Raw genomic sequence first — 24,997 nt, forward strand, 5'->3', positions numbered from 1 at the left:
GATTCATCCAGACAGCCTCAGGCTCGGTGAAATTGTCGAGCGCTCCGCATCGACCTCGATGGCGAGGATCCGCAAGTCGTGATCGTCTCCGATCTTACACGTCCGGTCAGACCACCGGCTCATCCTTCAACGCGGCGATCACCTGCTCGCCGGGCGCGGTAAGACGATAGGTCACCAGCGGACGGCTCGACGGCGGCTTGCGATCGATCTCGACGATATAGCCGCGCACCATCAGCGCTTCGAAGCTGCCATAGTAACCGTACATGCTGATCTGGTTCTGCCTGAGCACTTTGAACTCGCGCAACAGGCGGATCTCGTTGCCCGAGAGCAGCGAGCGACGGACGCGTTGCACGAAGCTCGCGCGCTGCTCGAACCAGGCCGCGTCGGGCAGTTCGCGCGAAGACGGCACGGCATCCCGATCACGCATGCGCATCTCGCCTTCGGCTCTCGCCGCCGAGGGCAACTGCATGCTGATGCCGACCGCATCCCTGGCGTCGTCGAGCAACGCGATCGGCCAGCGCCGCCTGTTATCGACCATGACCGGCGGCGGCACGACATTGTCGCGCACCAGCTGCTCGAAACGGCCGGCGGTCACACCGACATAGGCGGCCGCCCGGCGGCGGTCGACGAAACGGGTGTCCCGCCCGTGCTCGCAAGCATTAGTCTCGTTCACCCCAAAATCCCCTGCCGCATCGTCGCGGACGCGCCGCGCGGGCCCGAGGGGCCCGTCGGCAAGCGACACTAGGGTGAAACGAGCGCTCTCAAAAGCCAGAGAAATTCGCACATGTTGCTGCCGTTTCGGCAACGGCTATAGTGCCGCCGGGGGGTCCCATGCGCTTTCACTCACCTAGCATCCAGTACTTCCACGCCGTCCGCCGCACCGGCTCGATCCGGGCCGCCGCGCGCCTCCTCAACGTCGCCTCGTCCGCCGTCAGTCGCCAAATTCTCAAGCTCGAACAAGAGGTTGGATCGCCCTTATTCGAGCGAACCGCTCGCGGCCTGACATTGACGACGGTGGGCGAGATGCTGGCGCGCCACGTCATGAACGTGCTCCAGGATCTCGACCGTTTCCGCTCGGACGTCGCGTCCCTCTCCGGCGCCTGGCACGGCACGATCAGCATCGCCTGCATCGAATCCCTCGCGGAATCGGTGTTGCCGGATTTGATCGCCGCGCACCGCAGCCGGGCCCGGCGCGTCAGCTTCACCACCATGGTGATGGGATCGTCCGACGTGCTCGAAGCGTTGCGGCGGGGCGAAGCCGACATCGGCATCGCCATGGCGCTCAGGCATCCACCTGATCTGCGGCAGGTTGCATTGAAGCGATTTCGTCTCGGCGCGCTGGTGGCGCGCGAGCATCCGCTGGCGCGCCGCAAGACGGTGACGCTGGAGCAATGCCTCGCCTTCCCGGTCATTCACGCGCTGCCGGAGCTGTCGATCTATCATTTGCTGCAGCCGCTGATCGCGCAGCTCTCCGAGACGCCGGAGCCAGCGATTCAGGCCAACTCGATCGACCTGATGCGTGAGCTCGCCGCGCGCGGAGTCGGCGTCGCCTTCCAGACCCAGCTCGGCATTGTCAGGCTGACGCGTGACGCACAGCTCGTCTTCCTGCCGCTCGATAATGCCGGCAGCCCGGTGTGGTCGGATCTCGGCATCTATGTCCGCGCCGAGCGTACCCTGCCTGCCTTCACGGAATCATTTCTGCAGGAGCTGGTCCGCGAACTGGGCGAGCGCGAGCGGCGAGAGAATGCGGCATATCCGCACATCGCCTGACCTGCTGATCTGGCAGTAGTTTCCCGGAATATGGCTGATGGTCAGGCGTTGATATCCCTTGCGGTTCCGCCAGCTGCCTTTCGCCCTGTAGGATCCAAACATGCCGGTCGATCGGCTGAAGCCATCGCGTGTCCTCAACATCGAGCGCTTCTCGGATTTCAGCGAGTTTCGCGCGAACGAGGTGCTCGGGCTCGGCCGCAGCACGCCGCTTCGGCCGCGCGAATTCTCGCTGTCACGCGCCATCCTGCCGCTCCAGAGCGGGCTGTTCGTGCTCCAGCGCGCCTTCGCCCGGCGCTTTGAAGCCGAGATGGGGACGGATACTGGCATCGGCCTCGTCGTCCCGCTCAACTTTCATTCCATCACCAATGGGCACGAAATCGATAGCTCGACAATCGGCGTCGTGCGCGGCAAGGCGCCCGTCGTGTCGATCGAGCACCAGCCCAACACCTATTTCATGTTGCGCTTCAACTCGGACATGCGGCATCGCGGATGGGCGGATTTCAATACCGGGCTCGCCAATGTCCGTCCGCAGCACGATCCGATGGCACGTCTACGCGCCGCTTTTCTCGAGATGTTCTCGCTCGCTTCGGCATGCGATGATCCCAGGCAGTTCGAGGCGCTCCACCGCCCGGTCCAGGAAACGCTGCTCGCTTGCCTCGATGCTGCGCTGGTGCCGGCGGAGGCTCTCACTGCCCGCCCCGGGTCGTTCGACAGGCACCGCAAGCTGACTGTCCGGCTCGACGAGGTCGTCGAGCTGTTCGGCAGCCAGCCGCTCTACAGTGACGACCTCGCCATGGCGCTCGGCGTATCCGTGCGTACGCTCCAGACTGCGACGCAAGCGGTGCATGGCGTCAGCCTGCACCACTATCTCCGTCTCAAGCGCCTCTGGGCCGTTCGCGTTCTCCTCATGACCGGCGGTGCCGGCTTGACCGTAAAGACCGCAGCACTCGCCAACGGCTTTTGGCATCTCGGCGACTTCTCGATGGGCTACAAGCGCGCCTTCGGCGAAATGCCGTCCGAGACATTGGCGCGCGGACGGGGTCCGCTTTATCGCAGCTGAGGAGCGGATCGCGCGCTCAGGCGTGGCCGTTCTCCTTGCGGTGCGCGTTGTCGCCGAGGCGGTCGACCCAGGCGATGCCGATCGCCGAGATGATGAACGTCAGATGGATCAGCACCTGCCACATCACGCCAGTCTCGGTGAAATTGCTGCGCGTCGTGCCGAGATTGCCGGCCTCGATGAAGGTCCTGAGCAGCGAGATCGAGGAGATACCGACGATGGCCATCGCAAGCTTGATCTTGAGCACGCTGGCATTGACGTGACTGAGCCATTCCGGCTCGTCGGGATGGCCGCGCAGGTTCAGGCGCGAAACGAAGGTCTCGTAGCCGCCGACGATCACCATCACGAGCAGGTTCGAGATCATGACGACGTCGATCAGGCCGAGCACGACCAGCATGATCTGCTGCTCGCTGGCGTCGAACGAGTGCGCGACCAGGTGCCACAGCTCCTTCAGGAACAGCAGCACGTAGACCGATTGCGCGACGATGAGGCCGACATAGAGCGGCAATTGCAGCCAGCGCGAGCCGAAGATCAGCCGCGGAAACAGGCCGACCGGCGGATTTGCCAAAGCTGCTTTGGATTCAGACGACATCGATTACTCCAGGAAGACGAAGGCGGGGCTTAGAGACTTGCGATGACCGGCGCCAGCTCGAGCGAGCCGCGATAGATCATCTCGAAGGCGACGTAGACGATGATGGCGAGGCCGACATAGGCAATCCAGCGCTGCTTCTGCAGCACGCGGCCGAGCAGATCGGCGGCAACGCCCATCAGTCCGACCGACAGCAGGAGGCCGAAGGCCAGGATGTAGGGATGCTCGCGCGCCGCACCCGCGACGGCGAGGACGTTGTCGAGCGACATCGAGATATCGGCGGCGACGATCTGCAATGCCGCCTGCCTGAACGTCTTGCGCGACGCCGGTGGTGCGCTTCCAATGCCGCTATGGCTGAACGCGAGCGCGCTGGAATGGGCCGACTGCTCCCGCAGCTCGCGCCACATCTTCCAGCACACCCACAGCAGCAGTACGCCGCCCGCAAGCAGTAGTCCGATCACCTGGAGAAGCTGGGTCGCGACGCCGGCAAAGACGATCCGCAAGCCGGTGGCCGCAATGATGCCGACGACGATGGCGCGGCGGCGCTGCCCGGCCGGAAGTCCGGCCGCGGCAAGGCCAATGACGACGGCATTGTCGCCGGCGAGCACAAGATCGATCAGGACGACCTGGAGCAGCGCGCTCAGCGCCTCGGCCGTGATGATGTCAGTCATGTCTCATCATTTTTTTGAAACGGACGGATCCAGCCAGTGCGGCTTGCGGCGCTGGATCCAGTCGAACACTTTTGAACGCGAGGTCCGCAACGCCGGTACGTCCTCGGCGAGCAGCGCAAGGCCGAGCGGCAGCATCCAGATGCCGAGCACCGGCAGGAAGGACAGTACGCCACCGACGACGAGCAGCATACCTGTGGGAATCCGGACCCAGCGGCTGGACGGTTGCATGAGATAGTCGACGGTACCGGCAAGACGCGGCGGCAGCCGGTGGACGAGCGCGTCAAGCCGCGCGTCGCCGCCAGCCGGTTGGCTGTGATCGGATCTCGTTGCTTGCTCGTCCGAAGTCACGCTCATGCTCACTCCTCGCTCACCACGTTAACCGCGGCGGGGCCAACCGGTTTCGCGCGCGGCAGCACCAGCGTCAGCAGGCGCAACAGCTTGATCGCCTGCACCTCATGCGGATGCACGTCCTCATCGGCGGCCGCAACGCGCTCTGACAGTTCGATGAGATGGGACGAGAGCGGCAGGTCCGAGACCGGCCGCAGCGTATTGATCACCACATTGGCGAAATCAGGCTCCTCGAGCCGTTCGGCCAGTTCGTCGAACATCGCGAACAGGCGGTCATCGCCGATATGCGGCGCCAGGTCGCGCTCCCGGATGAAGCGGATCACCTCGTCGCGCTCGACCGGCGACACGCGCCGGTCAGCCACGGCGACCAGCGCGCCTGATATCACCAGCGCCACGGCAGCCTGCTCGTTGAAGCTGCGCGGCTCGGTGATCTCGAGTTCAATCGGAGTGGAAGTGTTCACGTCAGACATCGATGCTCCCTTAGCTTGCGAAATGGCCGCGCGGAGCTGCGATCGAGACGATTGGTCGGAGGGAACTTGAGAAGGCCCGACAATCGGCCGTCGCATTCGCGCGGGACAGGTTCATCCGACATCACGAGGTTGGCCGACTTCGTCGACGTCCTCGCCAGAGGGGCCCGGATTCTTGTTCCGCTCACAGGTAAAGCCGGCTCAGTCGGATTCAAGGCGACATGACTGCGACCAGCGGCCGCATCAATGGTCGGCCTGCGCGCGCTGCCGGTGGGCGTATTCTGCGCCCCATCCAAGGCCAAGCGTCACCGAGATGAGCGAGCCGAGCAGCACGCCGAACTTCGCGGCGTCCAGCAATCTCTCGTCGTTGAATGCAAGCATGGCGATGAAGATCGACATGGTGAAGCCGATGCCGGCCAACAGTCCGATCAGGCAGACGCCGGCCCACGTCACATCCGGCGCCAATCGGCATCGGCCTACACGCACGGCAAGCCAGGTCGCAGCGATCACGCCGATCGGCTTTCCCGCGCAAAGCGCGAGCCCGACGCCGAGCGTCACGAATTCAGCACCGCCGCTGAGTTCGGCACTCCGGAGATCGACCCCGGCATTGGCCAGCGCGAACAGCGGCATGATGGTGTAAGCGACCCAGGGATGCAGCGCCGCCTCGACGCGAATGACCGGCGGCACGATCTCCTCACGTGCCGAGCGCACCGGCGTGATCAAGCCGAGCACGACGCCCGCGAGCGTCGGATGGATGCCGGCCATGAGGAATCCCGCCCAGACAATGAGAGCCGGCAGGATATAGGCGAACGCGGAGTTCAGGCCGAGCCGCTGCAGCCCGAGCGCCAGCAGCACGCCGAGCGATCCGACGAGGAATCCATTGAGATCGAGCCCGCTGCTGTAGAAGAGCGCGATGATGAGAACGGCGATGATGTCGTCGATGATCGCAAGGGCCAGCAGGAAGACGCGGATATTGGCCGGGATCGATCGTCCCAGCAGAGCAAGCACGCCGACGGCAAAAGCGATATCGGTCGCCGTCGGTATTGCCCAGCCCTGGCTGCGTCCTGCGACGTTGTTGAAGCTCAGATAGATCAGTGCGGGCACGATCACGCCGCCGACCGCTGCCAGCACCGGCAGGATCGCCTGATCGAACCGGCTCAGTGCGCCCTCGTGGATTTCGCGGCGGACTTCCATGCCGACGACCAGAAAGAAGATCGTCATCAATCCATCGTTGATCCAGAAGTGCAGCGATCGCGTAAAGGCGAACTCCCCGAATCGAAGCGGGATCGGCAGGTTCCAGACATCGTGATAGGAATGGGAAAGGGGTGAGTTGGCCCACAGCAATGCCGCGGCTGCAGCAACAAGCAGCACGCCACCGCTGACAGCCTCGATGTGCAGGAACTGCTGAAGCGCGACGAGCGCGCGTTCGACGAGAGGAAGGGATTTCGGCAATTGCCTGCCGGGCAGCTGATCGTTCATGGGCACACGCATCCTGCGTGGCGGCCCGACCATCGCTCGACCTGTCGCTGCCACGTGCAGCGAGCACCCGAGGCGTCTTCTACACCGCGAGGAGATTAACGCAACCCGTTTCGAACTTGGGGAACTCCAGAGCGAACGGACCGTTGGTGCAGCTCACGATGCACTCACCGCGCGACAGAAGCCGCATGTGCCGCTGGATCGCGACATCGACGATGTCAGGAACGAGCGCGCCCATCGGGCGTGGTGCTCAAGTGTCGTCATAGCGCTCGCGCAAGCTTCACGAACGACAACGTCATCTCTAAAATTGGTAGGCCGTCGAGGAATGCATGACTGATGTTAACTGGTGCGCCGGTTGCGGCCACAGCCTGGTCCCGATCCTGTCCGAGAATGGCCGCGCGCGACCGAACTGCTTCTGGTGCGAGGGCGTCGACGCGCGAACCATGGAGATGGCGAAGTGGGCGGACAGCCCGGCCGGCAAGCCGTATCCGGCGGTGCCTCGCGCCTTCGACTGAGGCGCCTCCGCCTCAAGCCCGTGCCACCAGGCGTGGACGGAACACCGACTCGACGGTCGGAGCCGGCGCAGCAGCGAGCTTACGCGCCGACCGACGCCGCGGGATGAAGAAGCTGCTCACGACGATCGGCTCGAAATCGCCGAGTGCGGTGCGCTCCTTCACAAGCAGACTCATGACCGAGCGCATCTTGATGACCTCCTGCGCCACGAAGCTGCAATCCTCATCGCGATTGATCTGCTCATGCATGATCGCCTCGGCCTCGCGCATGCTCACACGTAGCGCTCTGATGGTTCTGCGAATTTCGTTGATGCGGTTGTCCATGGCTGCCTCCATCTCTGTCGCAGTATAAGAACAAAACGTGAACACATTGTCAATCGTCGCTGCGCCGTTCGCGACGCAATCGCCAAAGAACAGCCAGCTGGCGGCCGGCGTCCTTGCACGCGCACTGGCGATGCTTGCTGACAAATTGGACAAGTCGCCTCGTTGTCCCAGAAGCCCCGCTCCCGGGCGCAACCCCGGACGATCCAAACCGGCGCACGATCTAACGTCCCGTACAACCACTGGATTTTTTCCTGAACGGACCTCGCCCGCCTCGCGCCAGGCTCGCTTGCCCCGTCGCGAACGAACTGGCCCAAAATTCGCAACGACGTTCGCCAAGCGAAGCAACGGCGCAGAGCGGAGAAACGTCATGAACGTGCATGCTGCGGGCGATCTCAGGACGACCGGTCTCACCCACCCGAACGGCGCGCCGCTCCGCCTCAACATCAAGGACTTCGTCGCGATCGACCGTGACAGGAATGCGAAGTTCGAAGCGACCTATCGCCCGCAAGCGCTCTACAACCGAGCAAACGAAGGCTTTCACGCCAATAACGAGAGCTTCCTGCTGCACGAGGTCGCGACCAACCTGCCGATCTATCGCCCGGACACGGGGCCCACCGACTTCCATCTGCATCTGCCGCCGGGCGGCTTTCAGCTGGTGCTGGTCACGTCGGGAGCGTTCACGTTCGACTATGACGGGCGCTTCTACAATGTCGGCCCCGGCGCAGTGATGCTTCAAAGCGCGATCGTGCATCGCCAGCTGTTCTACACGTGGTCAGGTCTTTCGACCGAAGAAAACCTGAAGACGCCGCAGACGGTCGTTCCCGACCCGATCTCGATGGGTTACTCCGGCAAATTCCTCGAGGCCTTTATCACCGATCCCACCACCTTTCCGAATCCGACCATCGTCGGACCTGATAAGATCGACGAAGCCGAGACGCCCCGCGTGGCCTGGAGCCACGAGCTGCATGATCGCCCGGCCAATGCCGGCTTCTGGCTTCAGGATCCCCTGGCGCTGGATGCGCTGTTCAAGCCGCTCAGTGACGGTTCGGTCAAATCAGCGCAGCCGGTTTACGTGCGCGATATCGGGATCGAAGCGCCGAGCGGCCAGCTCGTGACCGGCCACATCATCGCGACTGATCCGCGCGGCCATTCGCTGCTGCCGAAGAGCACATCGGCCGCAGCAGACGCTGCCTCCTTCGCCAAGGGCGAGGTCGTGATCTATCGCGTCATTCGCGGCACGGCGGAGTTCAAGAACAAGGCGGGCGAGATCTTCGAGCTCGCCGCCGGCGACGTCGTGACCGCAGGCAAGAATGCGATCAGCCTGATCGCGGTCGACGAGAACACGCAGGTGCTCCGCCTCGGCCTTCTCAAGGGGATCGAGAACCTTCGCAGCTGGACACCGACGCAGCGCGACGAGATCGACGGTCTCGCCGGCCAGATCATCACGCAGAGGGACATCCGTCCCTTGCGCACCGAAGGCAAGCCGGTCGGATATCTGTACGCGTAGGCGCGAGCGGGAACGCAGCTGCGGGTCTTGCTCGTCCGCGAATGGTGCTGCTAGTTCATGGGCGATCGAGATGCGCCTGGAGCACCGGTTTTGCCCGTGAGCCGCGACGTCACCAGAACCTGCGGAAGCTGCACGGCCTGCTGTGATGGCTGGCTGCAAATCGAAGTGCGCGGACACAAGGTGCGCAAAGGGCAACCGTGCCCGTTCAGCGTCGCGCAAAGATGCTCGATCTATGCCGAACGTCCGCAACACCCGTGCCGCGAATTCATCTGCGGCTGGCTGGTCACTTCGAGCCCGCTGCCGGATTGGATGCGACCGGATCAATCCAGCATGATCATGCTGGCCGCCAATTTCTTTTGGCAAGGCCTGCCGGTTGACGTCGTCGTACCTGTTGGTGAGCAACCGAAGAAGAAAGCGCTGGATTGGCTGACACGATTTTGCGCCGAGAACAGGCGGCTGCTCGTTTATCAGATCGGCGATGAGTGGTTCGCGTTCGGGCCGCCGGCGTTCCAGACCGACATCGCCGACCGCCTTCGGCGCGGCGAAACGCCGTGGGGCGATTAAAGCAAGCCTCCGGATTTGTTGGCTTTTTCGGTTTGATTTGTGTGGCAGCGCGCAATGCGGCAGATCGCCGCGCGACACGTTTTGTCAGGAATAGTTGCACGTTAGGCACACTCCGCCGGAAAGCGAGTAACATCACACCATTCCGTTTGTATACGGTATCTGGCATACATTACCTTCCTCTTTATCCCGGGCCCATCAGGAGTCCGCGGCGATAAAGGGGAAACGAGATGAGGAAGGCCTTTCTGCTCGGCACGGGGCTTGCGGCCCTTTGTGCAACCACAATGAGTCATCCCTTGCGAGCTGCAACCATCGACGACGTTGTTGCCCGCCTCGATGCGCTCGAACGCAGCAACGCCAAGCTCGCCAAAGAGAACGCGCTGCTTCGTGACCGCGTCAATCACATGGGCACGCCCAGGGCCGCGGCGACCGCCGTCGCGCCGGCTTCGCCGAAAGGCAACGCGGTTCTGCATGCGGCGGTCGCACCTTCGCCGGCACCTGTGGCCGAGCACACCGTCGTCAGCATCGGCGGCGCTCCGCTCTACAGCAAGGCTCCTGGAAGCAATCCGTTCATCGACAACACGACCGTGACGCTCTACGGCCACGTCGATCTCTCCGGCGACATCTTCAACGCCGGCGTCTACGACCAGGGTACAAAGTTCGGCGTCTCCAGCAACCTCACCTATTTCGGCGTTCGCGCGCGGCACAATCTCGATCCCTATGGCTATCCCGGCTGGGCGGCCATCGCGCAATTCGAATCCCTCGTGGAGGTCGCAGCCGTTCCGACCGAACGCGCGGCGTTCGGCACCCGCGACAGCTTTCTCGGCATGGAAAGCCCCTGGGGCACGATCAAGGCCGGCAAGGCCGACACACCCTACAAGAGAGCGACCTCGAAATTCGATCCGTTCTCGGCCACGCTCGGCGACTACAACTCGATCATGGGCAACACCGGCGGCGACTTACGGGCCGAGTTCGATTGGCGTGCCTCGCACGCGATCTGGTATGAATCGCCGATCTGGAACGGCTTCCAGGCCGCCGTCATGGTCTCGCCAGGACAGAATACGGCGAGGGACAACAGCGACTACGCACTGGGCGATTTCAACTGCCCCGGCACCTCGTCGCGCGGCAGCGGTTCGGGTTTCCCAGCCACGTCGCCACCCCAAGGCTGCACCGACGGCTCCTACGGCAATCTCTACAGCGCGTCGCTGACCTACAACCAGGCCGGGTTCACGGGTATTGCCGCTTACGAACTGCATGAGGGCACCAACCGGACCGGCGACGAAGGCGCAGTTCTGCTGACCAACGGCACGACATTCACCGTACCGGCTGGTGCGGTCGGCATCGCCAACGAATGGGCTGCCAAGGTCGGCGCGGGCTACAAGTTCAACGACATGATCGGCACCCTGCAGCTCTACGGCATCTACGAGGTGCTGCGCCGTGAGCATACGGTGGCCGCCTTCAACGAGCGTGCGCGCGACGGCTACTTCCTGAGTGCGACCCAGACCGTCGACAAGTGGGACGTGAGCGCGTCGTGGGCTCACGCCAATGCCTCGCCCGGCTCGCCCGGCACCGGCACCAACAACACCTACACCGTGGCGGCGCCTGCGCCCGCCGGCACGGCGGACTTCGCGCTCAACACCGTCGATTCCAGTGCTGACATGTACGCGCTCGGAGTGAAGTATCACTTCAGCCCGTTCGTGAGCTGGTACCTGGTCGGCAGTTACTTGCGCAACGGACCGGGCGCGCATTACTGCCTCGGCGTCAGCGGACACGGCTACGGTGTGTGCGGACGCGACGCCAACAACAACGTCGTCGCCGGCAACAAGACCGAAGCCGTCACGACCGGCATGACGTTCGACTTCTGACGGAGGGGAGAACGACGGGGAGCCTCACGGTTCCCCTCGTTTAATGCCCTACTCAGCCGCCTGGCGCACGTGGCGCGCGGTCGGCGTGCGCATCGTCACCAGCTCTTCGGCCGCGGTCGGATGCAGCGCGATGGTCGCGTCGAAATCGGCTTTCGTCGCCTTCATCTTCACCGCGATCGCGACGGCTTGCGTGATCTCGGCGGCGGCATCACCGACGATGTGGCAGCCGAGCACGCGGTCGGTCGCGCCGTCGACGACGAGCTTCATCAGCACACGGGTGTCGCGACCGGACATGGTCGCCTTGATGGGACGGAACGTAGTCTTGTAGATGTCGACGTGACTGAACTGCGCGCGCGCTTCGGTTTCGGTCAGACCGACCGTGCCGACCTCCGGCTGCGAGAACACCGCGGTCGGTATGGTCGCATGATCGACCTGGACCTCGCGTTTGCCGAACACGGTGTCGGCGAACGCGTGGCCTTCGCGAATCGCGACCGGCGTCAGGTTGAAGCGATGGGTGACGTCGCCGATCGCATAGATGCTGTCGACCGAGCTCCTGGAGAAATGGTCCACCGCGATGCCACCATTTTTCGGATTGATGGCGACGCCGGCCTTCTCCAGCCCGAGGTTGGCGACGTTGGGATGCCGGCCGATCGCGAACATCACCTGTTCGGAGGCGATGCTCGAGCCGTTCGACAGATGCGTGGTGAACTCCTCGCCATGGCGATCGACCTTCGACACGGTGCAGCCGGTGAGGATGGTGATGCCCTGCTTCTCCATCTCGGCCCGGACGTGGCTGCGCACATCCTCGTCGAACCCGCGCAAGATGTTGTCGCCGCGATAGATCACGGTGACGTCGGAGCCGAAGCCGGCGAAGATGCCGGCGAACTCCAGCGCGATATAGCCGCCGCCCTGGATCACGATCCGCTTCGGCAGCTTCTTGAGGTGAAACGCCTCGTTGGAGGAGATCACGTGTTCGATGCCGGGGATCGCGGCGCCATGATTGGGCGCGCCTCCGGTGGCGATCAGGATGTATTTGGCCGTGATCTTCCTGTCGTTCTCGAGCAGGCGGACGGTGTGCTTGTCCTCGATCACCGCGCGGCTCTTGACGACCTGCGCGCCTGACTTCTCGACATTGGTCGTGTAGGCCGCCTCCAGCCGCGCGATCTCCTTATCCTTGTTGGCGATCAGCGTCGGCCAGTCGAAGGTCGCGGGCGGAACGGTCCAGCCGAATCCGGCGGCGTCCTCGAGCTCGTGGCGGACATGCGAGCCGATCACGAACAGCTTCTTCGGCACGCAGCCGCGGATCACGCAGGTGCCGCCCATGCGGTATTCTTCCGCGATCATCACGCGGGCGCCGTAACCGGCCGCGATGCGGGCGGCGCGCACGCCGCCGGAACCGCCACCGATGACAAAGAGGTCGACGTCGAATTCAGCCATTGTCCACTCCGACCTCGTTCAAGGATTGTCCAGACAGAAGGGTACCGTCAGATGTCCTTGCCGCGCTTTTTCATCTCGGCGCGGAAGACGCCCGCGACGACTTCCGAGAAGTTCTGCGCCCAGGCGTTCATGACCTGCACGCTGAGGTTGACGGCCTTGGGCTCGTTGGTGATGAGCTTCTGACCGAGCGGCGACTTGTAGAACGTCACGAGATCCTTCAACTCCTGCTCGGTGAACTCGCCGGCATAGACCCCCACCATCCCGTCGCCGATCTCTTGCTCGCGGCCGGCAAGCTGCTTGGCGACAACAGGGGCGAGCTCGTTGAGATCCTTCTGGTAGTTGAGGTTCTGACCGATCAGCGTGGTTTTCACCTTGTCGACGATCGCGGGCACGGCGTTGGCGTACATCGCGCTCGCATTCTTCAGCTTCAAAATCTCCTTCGCCGCGGCAATCGCGCCCGGAGTGGGGGCCTGCGGAGCCGCCTGCTGCTGCGCGATCGCAGGCGCAGCCCCCAGCGCCAGCGCGAAGGCGAGGCACGCGGCGGGCATGATCTTCAAAACGCTCTTCATTCCTAGTCTCCTTTCGGCTTTCGCCGTTCAATCACGCGGATTCCCTCGCCACCCGCCAAAACAGCCGAGCTGGCCAAGCCGATGAACAACCCATGCTCGACCACGCCGGGGATCGTGCTCAACGCCCTGGCGAGGCCGGGCGGATCCACGATACGTTCGAGCTGGGCATCGACGATCCAGTGGCCGCCATCGGTGACGAAAACGTGGCCATCCCTCGCCTTGCGGACCGCCATTTGCCCGGAAACGCCGCATTCCGCAAATGCCTTCTCGATGGCGCGACGGGTGGCTCCGAGCCCGAACGGGATGACCTCGACCGGCAGCGGAAAGCGACCGAGCGTCGGCACCCATTTGCTGTCGTCGGCAATCACGATCATGCGATCCGAGGCCGCCGCCACGATCTTCTCGCGCAGCAATGCGCCGCCACCGCCCTTGATCAGATTGAGCTCAGGGTCGATCTCGTCGGCTCCGTCGATGGTGACGTCGAGATGGTCGATCTCGTCCAGCGTCGTCAGCGGCACGCCGCAGCGCATGGCGTCTTGGCGGGTTGCCTCGGAGGTCGGGACACCGATCACCTTGAGGCCGGCGCGCACACGCTCGCCCAGCAGCTCGATGAAATGCTTGGCGGTCGAGCCGGTGCCGAGGCCGAGCTGCATGCCGTCACGCACCTCCTCAAGCGCGCGCGCCGCCGCCTGCCGCTTCAACTGGTCCATGTCCACGTTTGCGCCCGTCTTGAAATCAGGAATGCCGCCGCTCGTGTCGCTTGCGGCGGCTTATGTAGCCTCGTTTTCCCCGGGAGAACAGGGTCTGGGAACATGTCTATAAGGTGATCTTATGGACCCGCCCCTTGCGCCGGTCCGGCCGGACCGATAGCGCTTTGGCATGAGCTCCCCGTATACCCTCGTTTTCGATCTCGACGGCACGCTTGTGGATACGGCGCCCGACCTGATCACCGCGCTGAACTACGTGCTCGACCGCGAAGGCCTGCCGCCGGTGCCGATGCAATCTGCCCGCAACATGATCGGCGCCGGCGCCCGCAAGCTGATCGAGCGGGGTCTGGAGGCCGAAGGCCGCACCGTCACGCCCGCCGACATGGACCGGATGACCGCGGATTTCATCGCCTATTACGCCGATCACATTGCCGTCGAATCGCGCCCGTTCGAGGGGCTGCTGGAGGCGCTCGATCTGTTCGCGGCGCAGGGCCATCGGCTGGCGGTCTGCACCAACAAGCTGGAATGGCTGTCGAAGCGGCTCCTGGACCAGCTCGACCTCACCAGGCGATTCGAGGCGATCTGCGGCGCCGATACGTTCGGGGTTCAAAAGCCCGATCCGACCATTTTCCGGCAGACCGTCGCGCGGGCCGGCGGCGAGGTCAAAGCCAGCATCATGGTCGGCGATGCCGGAACCGATGTCGGCGTCGCCCGGCGCGCCGGGGTGCCGGTGATCGGAGTCAGTTTCGGCTATACGGACGTGCCGATTGCCGAGCTGAAACCGGACCGGCTGATCCATCACATGCGGGACCTGCCGGCTGCCGCGCACAGCCTGATGACGACTTAGGTCGCACAAACCGCTGACTCTGCTGCATTATTTCACGGACCCCTGCATTAACCATCAATTAACTATGCGTGGCCCGCCGGTTGCTTGCCCGGAACGACGCTCCTAAGGTCCGGCCGGGGTCATGTGGCGGTTCGTCGCAGCAGATGTGGATGGTCATGCGTCGTGTCTTGGTAGTTGCGCTGGTGGGGGCGAGCCTGGGCGGCTGCTCCTCGATGTCTTGGGACATGTTCAAATCAGCCCCGCCGACCCTCCAGGTTCGGCTTGAATCCAATCCTCCGGGGGCTGACGCGACGACCTCGCTCGGGCCGGGCTGCAAGACCCCCTGCTCGGTCTCTGTTCCCGCTCCTGACGCTCCCTTCACTGTTGCTTTCGCCCTGCCGAAATTCCAGCCGGCGAACGTGCCGGTGAACGTGATCAAGACTCCCGGCGATTTCACCACTCCGGCCTCGGTCACATCAGATCCGAATCCGGTATTCGCGGAGCTTCAGCCGGCGGTGCCGCCCAAGCCCGTGAAAAAGAAGCCGCACCGGCCAAGGAAGCCGAAACCGGCCGCAGCCGCACCTGAGGCCGCGCCAGCAGATGCTGCACCGCCCGCAGCCGGCTCGCCGTTCCCCGATCCGAACGCGGGCAAGCGCTGAGTTTACGTATACCACCCGATTGTCTGAGCCGCGTCCGATGCTTAGATTGCGTGCCAGGCACCGTTGAAGCAATCGTGCCCCCGTCGCCGTAAGTGACAAGGCATTCTTATGAACGGATCCACTGCGAGCCCCCGCACTGCGCTGTCGAGCGCGATGACCGATCCGTTCGGGCGGACGATCTCCTATCTGCGCGTCTCCGTCACCGATCGCTGTGATCTGCGCTGCTTCTATTGCATGTCGGAAGACATGACGTTCCTGCCCAAGGCCGACCTGCTGACCCTCGAGGAACTCGACCGGCTCTGCTCGGCCTTCATCGCCAAGGGCGTGAAGAAGCTGCGGCTCACCGGCGGCGAGCCGCTGGTCCGGCGCAACGTGATGACGCTGGTGCGCTCGCTGTCGCGGCACCTGTCGAGCGGCGCCCTGGACGAGCTGACGCTGACCACCAACGGCACGCAGCTCGCAAAGCATGCCAGAGAGCTTGCCGATTGCGGCGTCCGCCGCATCAACGTCTCGCTCGACACGCTCGATCCCAAGAAGTTTCGCGAGATCACCCGCTGGGGCGAGATCGACAAGGTGCTCGAAGGCATCGAGGCCGCGCGCGCAGCGGGCCTCGCCGTGAAGATCAACGCGGTGGCGCTGAAGAACCTCAACGAGGACGAGCTCCCCGACTTGATGCGCTGGGCCCATGGCAAGAACATGGGCCTCACCCTGATCGAGGTGATGCCGATGGGCGAGATCGGCGCGGGCCGCATCGACCAATATCTGCCGCTGTCCTTGGTGCGCGCGCGGCTCGCCCAGCAATTCACGCTGACGGATCTCGCCGAGAGCACCGGCGGCCCGGCGCGCTATGTCAGCGTCGCCGAGACCGGCGGCAAGCTCGGCTTCATCACGCCGATGACCCACAATTTCTGCGAATCCTGCAACCGGGTGCGCATCACCTGCACGGGCACGCTCCACACCTGCCTCGGCCACGAGGATGCCTCGGACTTGCGCAAACCCCTGCGTGCATCCGATGACAATGTGCTGCTTGCGGATGCGATCGACCGCGCCATCGGGCTGAAGCCCAAGGGCCACGATTTCATCATCGACCGCCGTCATGACCGCCCCAGCGTCTCCAGGCATATGAGCGTCACCGGCGGCTGAGAATGGGCGGCTGCGGTCCTATTCCCCTTAGATATCAACAAACTTCCGATTGACTGCCGGCACGGCCGCTGATTTGGTGCGCCAGCCTCATGCCTGCGCGGCGAGACAAGCCACGCGCCTCGTCGGCGCAGTCAAGACGGCTGGGGCACCATCGGGGGAGGACCAATCTTTGCAAGCGCTCCTTAAGCTGAGCCGTGGGATCGACGCGTTCACGCGCTGGACGGGCAAGCGTCTGGCCTGGATGATCGTCTTGGCGGTCGTCGTCTCGGCGCTCAATGCGGTCGTTCGGAAGCTGTTCGACACGTCCTCCAATTCCTGGCTCGAGCTGCAATGGGTGCTTTTCAGCATCGTATTCCTGCTCTGCTCGCCCTGGACGCTGCTCGACAACGAGCACATCCGCATCGATATCGTGAACAACACGTTGCCGAAGAAGGTCCGCAGCATGATCGACGTGATCGGTCATCTGTTCTTCCTCATTCCGCTGTGCGTCATCATGATCCTCACCGGCGTACCGTTCTTCGAGCGGTCGTTCGAGATCAACGAGCAATCGGGCAACGCCGGCGGCCTGCCGCAATGGCCCACCAAATCCCTGATCATGATCGGGTTCGCGTTCCTGCTCGTTCAGGCCATCTCCGAGTTGATCAAGCGGATCGCGATCATGCGCGGATTGATTCCGGATCCTCACGAGTCCCAGGTCTCGGCGATCGAGGCGGAAGTCGAGCATCTCGTCGAAGCGATCGAGAAGAAATAGCCGACGGCGACGGTTCAGGGGGAATTATGACCGCATTCATTATCGCCAATCTGGCGCCCATCATGTTCGCGACGCTCGTCGTCGTGCTGCTCCTCGGTTATCCCGCGGCATTTTCGCTCGGCGCCGTCGGGCTGTTCTACGCCGTGATCGGCATCGAGCTCGGCGAATTCCGCCCCGACTTCCTCAACGCGCTTCCCGAGCGCGTCTATGGCGTGATGAACAACGATACGCTGCTCGCCATTCCCTTCTTCACCTTCATGGGGCTGGTGCTGGAGCGGTCGGGCATGGCCGAAGATCTGCTCGACACCATCGGACAGCTGTTCGGAACCATCCGCGGCGGTCTCGCCTACGCGGTCGTGTTCGTCGGCGCCCTGCTTGCGGCAACCACAGGCGTGGTCGCCGCTTCCGTGATCTCGATGGGGCTGATCTCGCTGCCCATCATGCTGCGCTACGGTTACGACCGGCGCATGGCGACCGGCATCATCGCAGCGTCAGGGACGCTCGCACAGATCATTCCGCCTTCGCTCGTCTTGATCGTGATGGCCGACCAGCTCGGCAAATCCGTGGGCGACATGTACGAGGGTGCCTTCATTCCGGGTCTGGTGCTCGCGGGTCTTTACGCGGCCTACGCCTTCCTCGTCAGCATCATCTTCCCGAAGGCCGCCCCGGGCCTGCCGAAGGAGGCCATCGGCTTCCGCGAAGAGAATGGCAGCCGCGGTCTCATCTCCCTCGGCGTGCTCTTCATCGCGAGCTGCGTGTTCGGCTGGTTCATGATGCGCAACTCCGAGACGCATGGTGCCGACTTCGTCGTGCTCAGCATGTTCAACGGCATCATCTTCGCGTTCGTCGTCGCGGTGCTGAACTGGATCGTGGACAAGCTCACCGGCTTCCGTTTCCTTTCCAAGATGGCGCAGCAGACCACCTTCGTCATGGTGCCGCCGCTGTTCCTGATCTTCCTGGTGCTCGGCACCATCTTCATCGGCCTCGCGACGCCGACGGAAGGTGGCGCGATGGGCGCTGCCGGCGCCCTCATCCTCGGCGCGGCGAAACGGCGGCTGAGCTGGGACCTGATCCGGCAGGCGACGGAATCGACCGCCAAGCTGTCGGCGTTCGTCGTGTTCATCCTGGTCGGCGCCCGCGTGTTCTCGCTTACGTTCTACGGCGTCAGCGGGCACGTCTGGGTCGAGCATCTGCTCACCTCCCTGCCCGGCGGCCAGGTCGGCTTCCTGATCTTCGTCAACGCCTTCGTGTTCGTGCTGGCCTTCTTCCTCGACTTCTTCGAGCTGGCCTTCATCGTGATCCCGCTGCTGGGGCCTGCCGCCGAGCACCTGGGCATCGACCTGATCTGGTTCGGCGTCATCCTCGGCGTCAACATGCAGACCTCGTTCATGCATCCGCCCTTCGGCTTCGCCTTGTTCTACCTCAGGTCCGTCGCGCCCAAGGAGCGATACACCGACCGCGTCACCGGCAAGAGGATGGACCCGGTCACCACGGGACAGATCTATTGGGGCGCGGTGCCGTTCGTCGTCATCCAGATCATCATGGTCGCTCTGGTGATCGCGTTCCCGTCCATGGTCATGCACTACAAGGGCGCGCAGTCGAACATCGACCCGAACTCCGTCAAGATCGAGGTGCCGCAGATCGAGCTGCCGCCGCTCGATTTCGGTCCGCCGCAGAAGTAGCGGTTGGCATCTTCCCTTCTCACCTTGTGGGAGAAGGTGGCGCGAAGCGCCGGATGAGGGGTATCTGTCCGCACATTCGATTGAGTGTTGGATTCGCCGATAGATACCCCTCACCCGTCTCGCCGCTATTGCGGCGAGCCACTCTCTCCCATAAGGGGAGAGGGTAGAAAAACATGACGCGCGTGACAGGCGCGCCGAACACGGGCATACCGGACGTTCCTTCAATCCTGGGAATGCCGCGCATGCTCCGATTGTCCTCTGCTCCATCGCTCGCCGGTTCGTTGATTGCGTCGCTGTGGCTCTCCTGTGCCGCAACGGTCGTCCACGCCGAGCCGGTAGCCGACGTTCACGCACTGGCGCAGAAGGAGCAGCAGCCGCTGCTCGACACGTTGCGCGATCTCGTCAGCATCGAATCCGGCAGCAAGGATATCGAGGGCCTGAACGTGATCGCCGGGCGCGTCGCCGACCAGCTCAGGCAACTCGGCGGCACGGTGGAGATCCTCCAGCCTGCCGACATCTATCGTCTCGACGACACGCCCGAGAAGATCGGCCCGGCCGTACATGCCACCTTCAAGGGCACCGGCAGCACAAAGATCATGCTGATCGCCCACATGGACACCGTGTATCTGAAGGGCATGCTCAAGGACCAGCCGTTCCGCATCGACGGGGACAAGGCCTATGGTCTCGGCATTGCCGACGACAAGCAGGGCGTCGCGCTCATTCTCCACACCGTGGCGATGCTGCAGAAGCTGAACTTCAAAGACTACGGCACCCTCACGGTGCTCACCAATGGCGACGAAGAGATCTCCTCGCCTGGTTGGCGCAGCACCATCACCAAACTCGCTGCAGACCAGGACGTGGTGTTCTCGTTCGAAGGCGGCGGCACCGATGGCACGCTGCGCCTTGCGACCAGCGGCATCGGCTCGGCCTATCTAAGGGTGATCGGCCGATCGTCACATGCCGGCGCAAGGCCGGAGGGCGGCATCAATGCCCTCTACGAGCTCTCCCACCAGGTGCTGCAGATGAAGGATCTGTCCAAGCCCGAGCAGGGCCTGAAGCTGAACTGGACGGTGTCCAAGGCCGGCACCAACCGCAACGTGATCCCGGCCGAAGCCACGGCGCAAGCCGATGCGCGCGCGCTCAAGGTGTCGGATTTCGACGCGCTGGAAAAAACATTGCAGGACAAGATCAAGAATCACCTGCTCCCGGATTCCAAGGTCGAGCTGAAATTCGAGGTGCGCCGTCCCCCGCTCGAGGCCAACGACGCTTCGCGCCGCGTGGCTGCCTACGGCAAGACGATCTATCAGGAGCTCGGCATGTCCATGAACGTTGCCGAGAAGGCGACGGGCGGCGGCACCGACGCTGCCTTTGCCGCGCTCAAGACCAAGGGCGCCGTGGTCGAGGGCATGGGCCTGTCGGGCTTCGGCGCCCACTCCAACGACGCCGAATATGTCCAGATCAACAGCATCGTGCCGCGTCTTTACCTGACGACACGCATGATCATGGACTTGTCGACCGGCAAGCTGAAATAGCCATCAGCTTCGAAGAGCGGAGGCGCCCTCCTCCGCCAGCCTGAACCGCAGCGTGAACTCGGCGCCGCCGCCGGGGAGATTGTCCACCACAACCGTCGCGGCGTGGTCGTCGGCGACGCCGCGCACGATCGAAAGGCCAAGGCCCGCGCCGTCGCTGCGCTGGCGATCCCTGCGCCAGAAACGCTGAAAGATCAGCTCGCGCTCGGCCTCGGCAACGCCGGGACCGCAGTCGCGCACGCGCACCGAACCGTCCTCACCGACCTCGACGTCGACCGAGGTGTCCCTCGCGGTGAACTTGACGGCGTTTTCGGCGAGGTTGAACACCGCGCGCTGAAGCATTTCGGAATTGCCATGGATCATCACCGGGGCCTCGGCACCCTTGAGTGCGATGTCCTTGTGCTGGGCGATCGCGAGCGGCGCGATCGACCCGACCACCTCGGCACAGACGGCGCGCAAGTCCGCGGTCTCGCCCGGATCGAGCACAAGCGTGTCGAGCTCGGCGATCTCCAGGAGCTGGGCGACGATCCGGCTCATTCCTTCGATATCGTCATGCAGCGCCTGCCGCGCGGCAGTATCGCCGAGCGTTTCGATCCGGGTGCGCAGGATCGCGAGTGGCGTGCGCAATTGATGGGCGGCGTCCGCCGTGAACTGGCGTTGCACGCGAAAGCCGTCCTCGAGGCGATCGAGTGCCTGGTTGACGGCCGTGACGAGCGGCACGATCTCGCGCGGAATCTGCTCCGTCGGCAGGCGAATGTCGGTGCGAGCAGGGCCGATGGCGCTCGCCTTCTCCGAGGCTTGCCAGAGCGGCGCGATCGCGCGGCGGAAGATGATGATATCGGTGGCGAGCAGGACCAGAAGAATGGGAATAGTGATCCACCCGACCCGGCGGAAGAAGTTCGATACGATGTCGTCGGTAATGACGTCGCGATGGGACAGGTCTTCCGCCACTTGAATGCGAACCGTAGTGTCACCGATCGTCTGGGTCACGCCGGCACCGGAAATCGAATCTGATTCGACGCTCCCGGTCTTCTTGTGCGACGAGAACAGCAGCCGACCGTCGGCATCGCGGATGTCGTACTGGTAGCGGCCATAGGCTTCCGAATAGAGACCGCGAAGGCTGTCGGGCAGATTGAACGTCACCGTGCCGTCCGGCCGGACAGCGATGCGCTCGGCCAGCGTCTCGGCCTGGGCTCGCATCGCGGCGCGATGCAGCTGGTCGATCTCTGAGTTCAAAAGCCAGAACAGGACCAGCGGCAGGAAGATCGCAACCACCGCGACCGCGATGATGTGCAGGAACACGATGCGCGAGATCAGCGATTTGAACGATGGCGACCTCACCCTAGGCCACCGATGGGATCCGTTCTGGGATCCGGTTCGGGCCACGCTATTTCTCCTCGGCCATCATGTAGCCGACGCCGCGGATGGTGTGGATCACGACCTTGGCGCCATGTTCAGCGAGTTGCTTGCGCAGCCGGGAAACATAGACCTCGACCGCATTGGAGGCGACCTCGCCCTCGAGCCCGAAGATGTGATCTTCGACGTTCTTCTTCGACACCACACGCCCCTGCCGGCGCAGCAGGATTTCCAGCACCGAGGCCTCGCGCGAGGAGATGATCCGCGGCTTGTCGTCGACGAAGATCTGGCGGCTCTCGGTGTCGTAGACGAGATTGGCGAGCCGCAGCGATCGGCCGAGCAATTGGCCCGGACGGCGCAGGATCGCCTCGAGCCGCGCCACCAGCTCCTCCATGGCGAACGGTTTTGCGAGGTAGTCGTCGGCGCCGCTGCGCAGGCCGTTGACGCGATCCTGCAGCCCGCCGCGCGCGGTCAGCACCAGCACCGGCAGCGGCTCCATCTGCCGTCGCAGTTCGCGCAGCACCGACAGGCCGTCACCGTCGGGCAGGCCGAGGTCGAGGATCATCGCGGCATAGCCGACATTGTGCACCGCCTGGCGCGCCTCCTCGGCGCTGGCAACGATATCGCTCTCGTAGCCCGCCCCCGCCAGTCCGCTGGCCACGAGCCGCGAGAGCTCGGCATTGTCTTCGACGATCAGAAGGCGCATCGCATTCCCGGCCGGATGTTCCGGTGTCATCCTACGGCTTAGACCGCATCCGCGCTCTCTTCCACCATTCGGGGTGCCCCCGCCAGCGAAAAAGCGCTCGACCGATGCTCGCCCGCCGTTGTCAGCTCCATGTAAGTCAACCGGACTGGCCTGATCGAGCACCTGTCCACAGCACGCAGCCTTGCGGACCATCAGCTCCTTGTTCTGGAGAACAGAGGAAACCTGCGAGCCGGGCCGAAAATGAAAGAGGCCGCCAACCGAGGCGGCCTCTCCTGTCGCAAGCGAGTTTGGAGAACGGGATCAGAGCGGCGGCTGGCCAGGTCCCGAGCCCGGGCCGAACGGGCCGCGCAGGTTGCCAGGGCCCTGCAAGCCACCAAAGATCAGGCCGCCGACCCACTCGACGGCGCCCTTGATGGCGCTGCCGATGGCGCGGAAGGCGTCGCCGAGCCAATTGCCACCGACGATCATTTCAAGCTCCGCATCCGTCAGTTCTATGATGTCCGATTTTCCATGTTCCAGGTTCAGCATTGTGGTCGCTCCTGTTCAGATTGTGTGTGTGTCAGAAATGTTGGGGGGGGCTTAGCCGTGATAGATGCCACCAGGCAGCCAGGGGTTCGGGCCCATGGGCTGATGGGTGGTGATCTTTCCATTCACAATCCACGGGCCGATGCAGCCGCCGTCGTCCATGAAGCCGCCGCACACGGCATCCAGTTCACGCTCGTCCAGCTCTTTGTGCTTCCGATTGCTCTGCTCAGTCATGTGTGTCTCCCGTTCTGGGAGGGGCCGCCCCCTCTCATCTTGTGATCGCAGGTGTATCGTGAGCCGTTCGTTTGCACTGTGATACGCATCACGCAGGCAAACGAGCGGCTCTTGAGCTGTTGTCCCGTCACACTGCGGAGGCACAGCGCAGTTTCGCCATCGGCTCACACCGGCGACACAATGCATTTGCATCCGCTTCCTGGGGCGAACGGATCGGACGACTTGCGACGAGTTCGTCGCAGTTTGACCCGATTGGTCGAGCCCGCGGTCCTTTCACTCGCGAGCACTCGTAGATTGCTATAAACAAGCCATTGCACGACAGCCTGCAGCGAGGTCCGGTGAGACGACGCGGATTTGTTGGGTTTGCTATAGCAGCATTGGCTTGGCCGCTTGTTGCCCGCGCCCAAAAGCAGGGTGCAACGCCGCGCGTGATCCAATTGGGACCGGTCAACATTCCTGGACAGATTGACAGAACGAGAGAGCTTCTGGCCGAACTTGGTTACGTTGAAGGGCGGAATATTCAGCTTGAATTTCGCAACACGGCTGGGAATGCCGACGCGCTGCCTGCCCTCGCAGAGGAAATCGTGCGAAAGGACCGAGCGGACGTAATCATCGCGATCAGCACGCCTGCTGCTCTGGCGGCGTACAAGGCAACTCAGACAATTCCTATCGTGGCCTTTGCCGCAGTTGATCCAGTCGCGTCCGGACTGGCGGAGAGCCTCGCTCGTCCGGGGCACAACGTGACCGGCATTGCCGTTTTCTCCGAAGAAACCACCGTCAAGCGGGTCGAGCTAATGCGGGAGGTTCTTCCGCGGGCCGTTCACCTTGGAACTGTGACGACAAAACTCACGAGCGGCGCAACGAGCCTTACGCCCGTTTTGGAGACCGGCCGGAAGCTAGGATTCGCGGTTGAAGCGATCAACATCGATGATCCCGCCAATATCGCGAAGATCCTCAGCCCGGAAATCCTCGCCCGATTTGACGGGCTTGTTTTTGTTCCGGATGTCATACTCAGTGCTCACATGGCCGAAGTCATTGAGGTGGTTGGCCTCAGCAAAATACCTGCAATATTTGCTGCGCCGGATTGGGTCGCCAATGGCGGCCTCATGTCGTTTGGGCCCGATTTTGCAGATGCAATGCGTCATTTGATTGCACAAGTTGATCGCGTTCTGAAAGGCGCAAAGCCAGGCGACTTGCCTTTCGAACGGCCCACCAAGTTCGATCTCAGGATCAATCTGCGGATCGCCAAGGCTCTGGGTCTCGAATTGTCTCCAACCCTCCTCGCCCGCGCCGACGAAGTGATTGAATAGCCAGAAATGGAATGTCTGTTTGAGTCCGTCTCTCGTTGCCCAGCAAAGGGGCAATGCTAACCGCGCTAATCGTGCACGGGACGCTGCCTCTGAAAAGCGGCTCTCAGCTCAGCGCATTGCTCGCTCGTAGCGCCCTGCCCCGCCTCTGCCCGGCTTGTCGGCAAGTCCATGTAAGCAATCGGCTCATCGAACTGGCTCACCGTAAAGTCGTATCGCCGTCCATCGATCCGATTGTAGAAATGATCGCCAGCCGGCAGTGGTGTCTTCAGCAAGTCGCCGCCGAAGAGTTCGTGAACGAGCAATGCCGTGACGTTGCATTGTCCGGCCGCTGGATTGTCTGGTGTCCATTGCCTAGCCGTCGACAACGACCATGCCTTGCGGAGCACTCGTTGAACCTCGTCGGGATCGAAGCTCAT

Annotated in this window: 29 protein-coding genes; 13 read left to right on the forward strand and 16 right to left on the reverse strand. The window is 63.4% G+C overall.

Features of this window, described 5'->3' with window-relative positions:
* Positions 1 to 106 precede the first annotated feature (106 nt).
* Complete coding sequence (locus BM374_RS10770; RefSeq protein WP_092291958.1) at positions 107 to 673, reverse strand: hypothetical protein; 567 nt, start codon at positions 671 to 673, stop codon at positions 107 to 109.
* Positions 674 to 831: 158 nt separating this feature from the next.
* Here BM374_RS10770 and BM374_RS10775 point away from each other — a divergent pair, with 158 nt between their 5' ends.
* Both BM374_RS10775 and BM374_RS10780 read left to right on the forward strand, forming a co-directional pair.
* A complete protein-coding gene (locus tag BM374_RS10775) occupies positions 832 to 1,770 on the forward strand; it encodes a LysR family transcriptional regulator (protein ID WP_092291660.1) in 939 nt (312 codons plus the stop codon).
* 100 nt (positions 1,771 to 1,870) lie between these two features.
* Positions 1,871 to 2,830, forward strand: coding sequence for a helix-turn-helix domain-containing protein (locus BM374_RS10780; RefSeq protein WP_092291662.1), 960 nt, complete (start codon positions 1,871 to 1,873; stop codon positions 2,828 to 2,830).
* 16 nt (positions 2,831 to 2,846) lie between these two features.
* On the opposite strand, the gene BM374_RS10785 is transcribed toward BM374_RS10780, so the two are convergent.
* The 6 genes from BM374_RS10785 to BM374_RS38520 all read right to left on the reverse strand — a co-directional run bounded on the left by BM374_RS10785 (position 2,847) and on the right by BM374_RS38520 (position 6,616).
* Positions 2,847 to 3,419 carry a TIGR00645 family protein gene (locus tag BM374_RS10785; RefSeq protein WP_092291664.1) on the reverse strand — a complete coding sequence of 191 codons (573 nt, stop codon included), beginning with the start codon at positions 3,417 to 3,419 and terminating at the stop codon, positions 2,847 to 2,849.
* Between the two features lie 29 nt (positions 3,420 to 3,448).
* Positions 3,449 to 4,087: a TerC family protein gene (locus tag BM374_RS10790; protein WP_092291666.1), complete on the reverse strand. Its 639-nt coding sequence runs from the start codon at positions 4,085 to 4,087 to the stop codon at positions 3,449 to 3,451.
* Between the two features lie 6 nt (positions 4,088 to 4,093).
* Positions 4,094 to 4,441 carry a hypothetical protein gene (locus BM374_RS10795; protein WP_177248210.1) on the reverse strand — a complete coding sequence of 116 codons (348 nt, stop codon included), beginning with the start codon at positions 4,439 to 4,441 and terminating at the stop codon, positions 4,094 to 4,096.
* 2 nt (positions 4,442 to 4,443) lie between these two features.
* Positions 4,444 to 4,905 carry a tellurite resistance TerB family protein gene (locus tag BM374_RS10800; protein ID WP_092291670.1) on the reverse strand — a complete coding sequence of 154 codons (462 nt, stop codon included), beginning with the start codon at positions 4,903 to 4,905 and terminating at the stop codon, positions 4,444 to 4,446.
* A 240-nt stretch (positions 4,906 to 5,145) separates the two neighbouring features.
* Positions 5,146 to 6,381 carry a Na+/H+ antiporter NhaA gene (gene nhaA / locus BM374_RS10805; protein WP_092291673.1) on the reverse strand — a complete coding sequence of 412 codons (1,236 nt, stop codon included), beginning with the start codon at positions 6,379 to 6,381 and terminating at the stop codon, positions 5,146 to 5,148.
* Positions 6,382 to 6,460: 79 nt separating this feature from the next.
* Positions 6,461 to 6,616: a hypothetical protein gene (locus tag BM374_RS38520; protein ID WP_177248211.1), complete on the reverse strand. Its 156-nt coding sequence runs from the start codon at positions 6,614 to 6,616 to the stop codon at positions 6,461 to 6,463.
* A gap of 91 nt (positions 6,617 to 6,707) precedes the next feature.
* Here BM374_RS38520 and BM374_RS10810 point away from each other — a divergent pair, with 91 nt between their 5' ends.
* Positions 6,708 to 6,893, forward strand: a complete 186-nt coding sequence (locus tag BM374_RS10810) for a hypothetical protein (RefSeq protein WP_092291675.1) — start codon at positions 6,708 to 6,710, stop codon at positions 6,891 to 6,893.
* A gap of 12 nt (positions 6,894 to 6,905) precedes the next feature.
* On the opposite strand, the gene BM374_RS40105 is transcribed toward BM374_RS10810, so the two are convergent.
* Complete coding sequence (locus BM374_RS40105) at positions 6,906 to 7,214, reverse strand: hypothetical protein (RefSeq protein WP_349509987.1); 309 nt, start codon at positions 7,212 to 7,214, stop codon at positions 6,906 to 6,908.
* Between the two features lie 367 nt (positions 7,215 to 7,581).
* On the opposite strand from BM374_RS40105, the gene BM374_RS10820 reads away from it, so the two are divergent.
* The 3 genes from BM374_RS10820 (at position 7,582) to BM374_RS10830 (ending at position 11,147) form a co-directional block, all read left to right on the forward strand.
* Positions 7,582 to 8,721, forward strand: a complete 1,140-nt coding sequence (locus BM374_RS10820; protein WP_092291677.1) for a hypothetical protein — start codon at positions 7,582 to 7,584, stop codon at positions 8,719 to 8,721.
* Positions 8,722 to 9,051: 330 nt separating this feature from the next.
* Positions 9,052 to 9,285, forward strand: coding sequence for a hypothetical protein (locus tag BM374_RS39175; RefSeq protein ID WP_143270171.1), 234 nt, complete (start codon positions 9,052 to 9,054; stop codon positions 9,283 to 9,285).
* Between the two features lie 227 nt (positions 9,286 to 9,512).
* Positions 9,513 to 11,147 carry a porin gene (locus tag BM374_RS10830; RefSeq protein ID WP_092291681.1) on the forward strand — a complete coding sequence of 545 codons (1,635 nt, stop codon included), beginning with the start codon at positions 9,513 to 9,515 and terminating at the stop codon, positions 11,145 to 11,147.
* A 48-nt stretch (positions 11,148 to 11,195) separates the two neighbouring features.
* Here the strand turns inward: BM374_RS10830 and gor are convergent, their stop codons facing one another.
* From gor to rpiA, 3 genes are read right to left on the reverse strand one after another with little or no spacing between them, the layout of a single operon-like run.
* Complete coding sequence (gor, locus tag BM374_RS10835) at positions 11,196 to 12,584, reverse strand: glutathione-disulfide reductase (protein ID WP_092291683.1); 1,389 nt, start codon at positions 12,582 to 12,584, stop codon at positions 11,196 to 11,198.
* 47 nt (positions 12,585 to 12,631) lie between these two features.
* Positions 12,632 to 13,153, reverse strand: a complete 522-nt coding sequence (locus BM374_RS10840) for a DUF2059 domain-containing protein (protein ID WP_092291685.1) — start codon at positions 13,151 to 13,153, stop codon at positions 12,632 to 12,634.
* Between the two features lie 2 nt (positions 13,154 to 13,155).
* Positions 13,156 to 13,869, reverse strand: a complete 714-nt coding sequence (gene rpiA, locus BM374_RS10845) for a ribose-5-phosphate isomerase RpiA (RefSeq protein ID WP_092291687.1) — start codon at positions 13,867 to 13,869, stop codon at positions 13,156 to 13,158.
* 163 nt (positions 13,870 to 14,032) lie between these two features.
* On the opposite strand from rpiA, the gene BM374_RS10850 reads away from it, so the two are divergent.
* From BM374_RS10850 to BM374_RS10875, 6 genes are all read left to right on the forward strand, one after another.
* A complete protein-coding gene (locus BM374_RS10850) occupies positions 14,033 to 14,707 on the forward strand; it encodes an HAD family hydrolase (RefSeq protein WP_092291689.1) in 675 nt (224 codons plus the stop codon).
* 155 nt (positions 14,708 to 14,862) lie between these two features.
* Entirely contained in the window at positions 14,863 to 15,345 is a 483-nt protein-coding gene (locus BM374_RS10855; RefSeq protein ID WP_092291960.1) for a hypothetical protein, read from the forward strand.
* Positions 15,346 to 15,453: 108 nt separating this feature from the next.
* Positions 15,454 to 16,488, forward strand: a complete 1,035-nt coding sequence (moaA, locus tag BM374_RS10860; protein WP_092291691.1) for a GTP 3',8-cyclase MoaA — start codon at positions 15,454 to 15,456, stop codon at positions 16,486 to 16,488.
* Between the two features lie 169 nt (positions 16,489 to 16,657).
* Positions 16,658 to 17,239 carry a TRAP transporter small permease subunit gene (locus tag BM374_RS10865; RefSeq protein ID WP_092291693.1) on the forward strand — a complete coding sequence of 194 codons (582 nt, stop codon included), beginning with the start codon at positions 16,658 to 16,660 and terminating at the stop codon, positions 17,237 to 17,239.
* A 26-nt stretch (positions 17,240 to 17,265) separates the two neighbouring features.
* Positions 17,266 to 18,921, forward strand: a complete 1,656-nt coding sequence (locus BM374_RS10870; protein ID WP_092291694.1) for a TRAP transporter large permease — start codon at positions 17,266 to 17,268, stop codon at positions 18,919 to 18,921.
* Between the two features lie 242 nt (positions 18,922 to 19,163).
* Positions 19,164 to 20,453: a M20/M25/M40 family metallo-hydrolase gene (locus BM374_RS10875; protein WP_502689423.1), complete on the forward strand. Its 1,290-nt coding sequence runs from the start codon at positions 19,164 to 19,166 to the stop codon at positions 20,451 to 20,453.
* A 3-nt stretch (positions 20,454 to 20,456) separates the two neighbouring features.
* On the opposite strand, the gene BM374_RS10880 is transcribed toward BM374_RS10875, so the two are convergent.
* The 4 genes from BM374_RS10880 to BM374_RS10895 form a co-directional block, all read right to left on the reverse strand.
* Positions 20,457 to 21,836: a sensor histidine kinase gene (locus BM374_RS10880; protein ID WP_177248212.1), complete on the reverse strand. Its 1,380-nt coding sequence runs from the start codon at positions 21,834 to 21,836 to the stop codon at positions 20,457 to 20,459.
* Between the two features lies 1 nt (position 21,837).
* Positions 21,838 to 22,512 (reverse strand): response regulator transcription factor, encoded by a 675-nt coding sequence (locus BM374_RS10885; protein ID WP_092291962.1) that lies wholly within the window; start codon positions 22,510 to 22,512, stop codon positions 21,838 to 21,840.
* A 300-nt stretch (positions 22,513 to 22,812) separates the two neighbouring features.
* Positions 22,813 to 23,040: a hypothetical protein gene (locus tag BM374_RS10890; RefSeq protein ID WP_092291699.1), complete on the reverse strand. Its 228-nt coding sequence runs from the start codon at positions 23,038 to 23,040 to the stop codon at positions 22,813 to 22,815.
* A gap of 51 nt (positions 23,041 to 23,091) precedes the next feature.
* Positions 23,092 to 23,271, reverse strand: a complete 180-nt coding sequence (locus BM374_RS10895) for a hypothetical protein (protein WP_092291701.1) — start codon at positions 23,269 to 23,271, stop codon at positions 23,092 to 23,094.
* 311 nt (positions 23,272 to 23,582) lie between these two features.
* Between BM374_RS10895 and BM374_RS10900 the strand changes: the two genes are divergently transcribed.
* A complete protein-coding gene (locus tag BM374_RS10900; protein WP_177248213.1) occupies positions 23,583 to 24,581 on the forward strand; it encodes an ABC transporter substrate-binding protein in 999 nt (332 codons plus the stop codon).
* Between the two features lie 65 nt (positions 24,582 to 24,646).
* On the opposite strand, the gene BM374_RS10905 is transcribed toward BM374_RS10900, so the two are convergent.
* Positions 24,647 to 24,997, reverse strand: coding sequence for a YunG family protein (locus BM374_RS10905; protein ID WP_092291964.1), 351 nt, complete (start codon positions 24,995 to 24,997; stop codon positions 24,647 to 24,649).

The organism is Bradyrhizobium sp. Ghvi, assembly GCF_900115265.1.
In the GTDB taxonomy this organism is placed as follows: domain Bacteria; phylum Pseudomonadota; class Alphaproteobacteria; order Rhizobiales; family Xanthobacteraceae; genus Bradyrhizobium.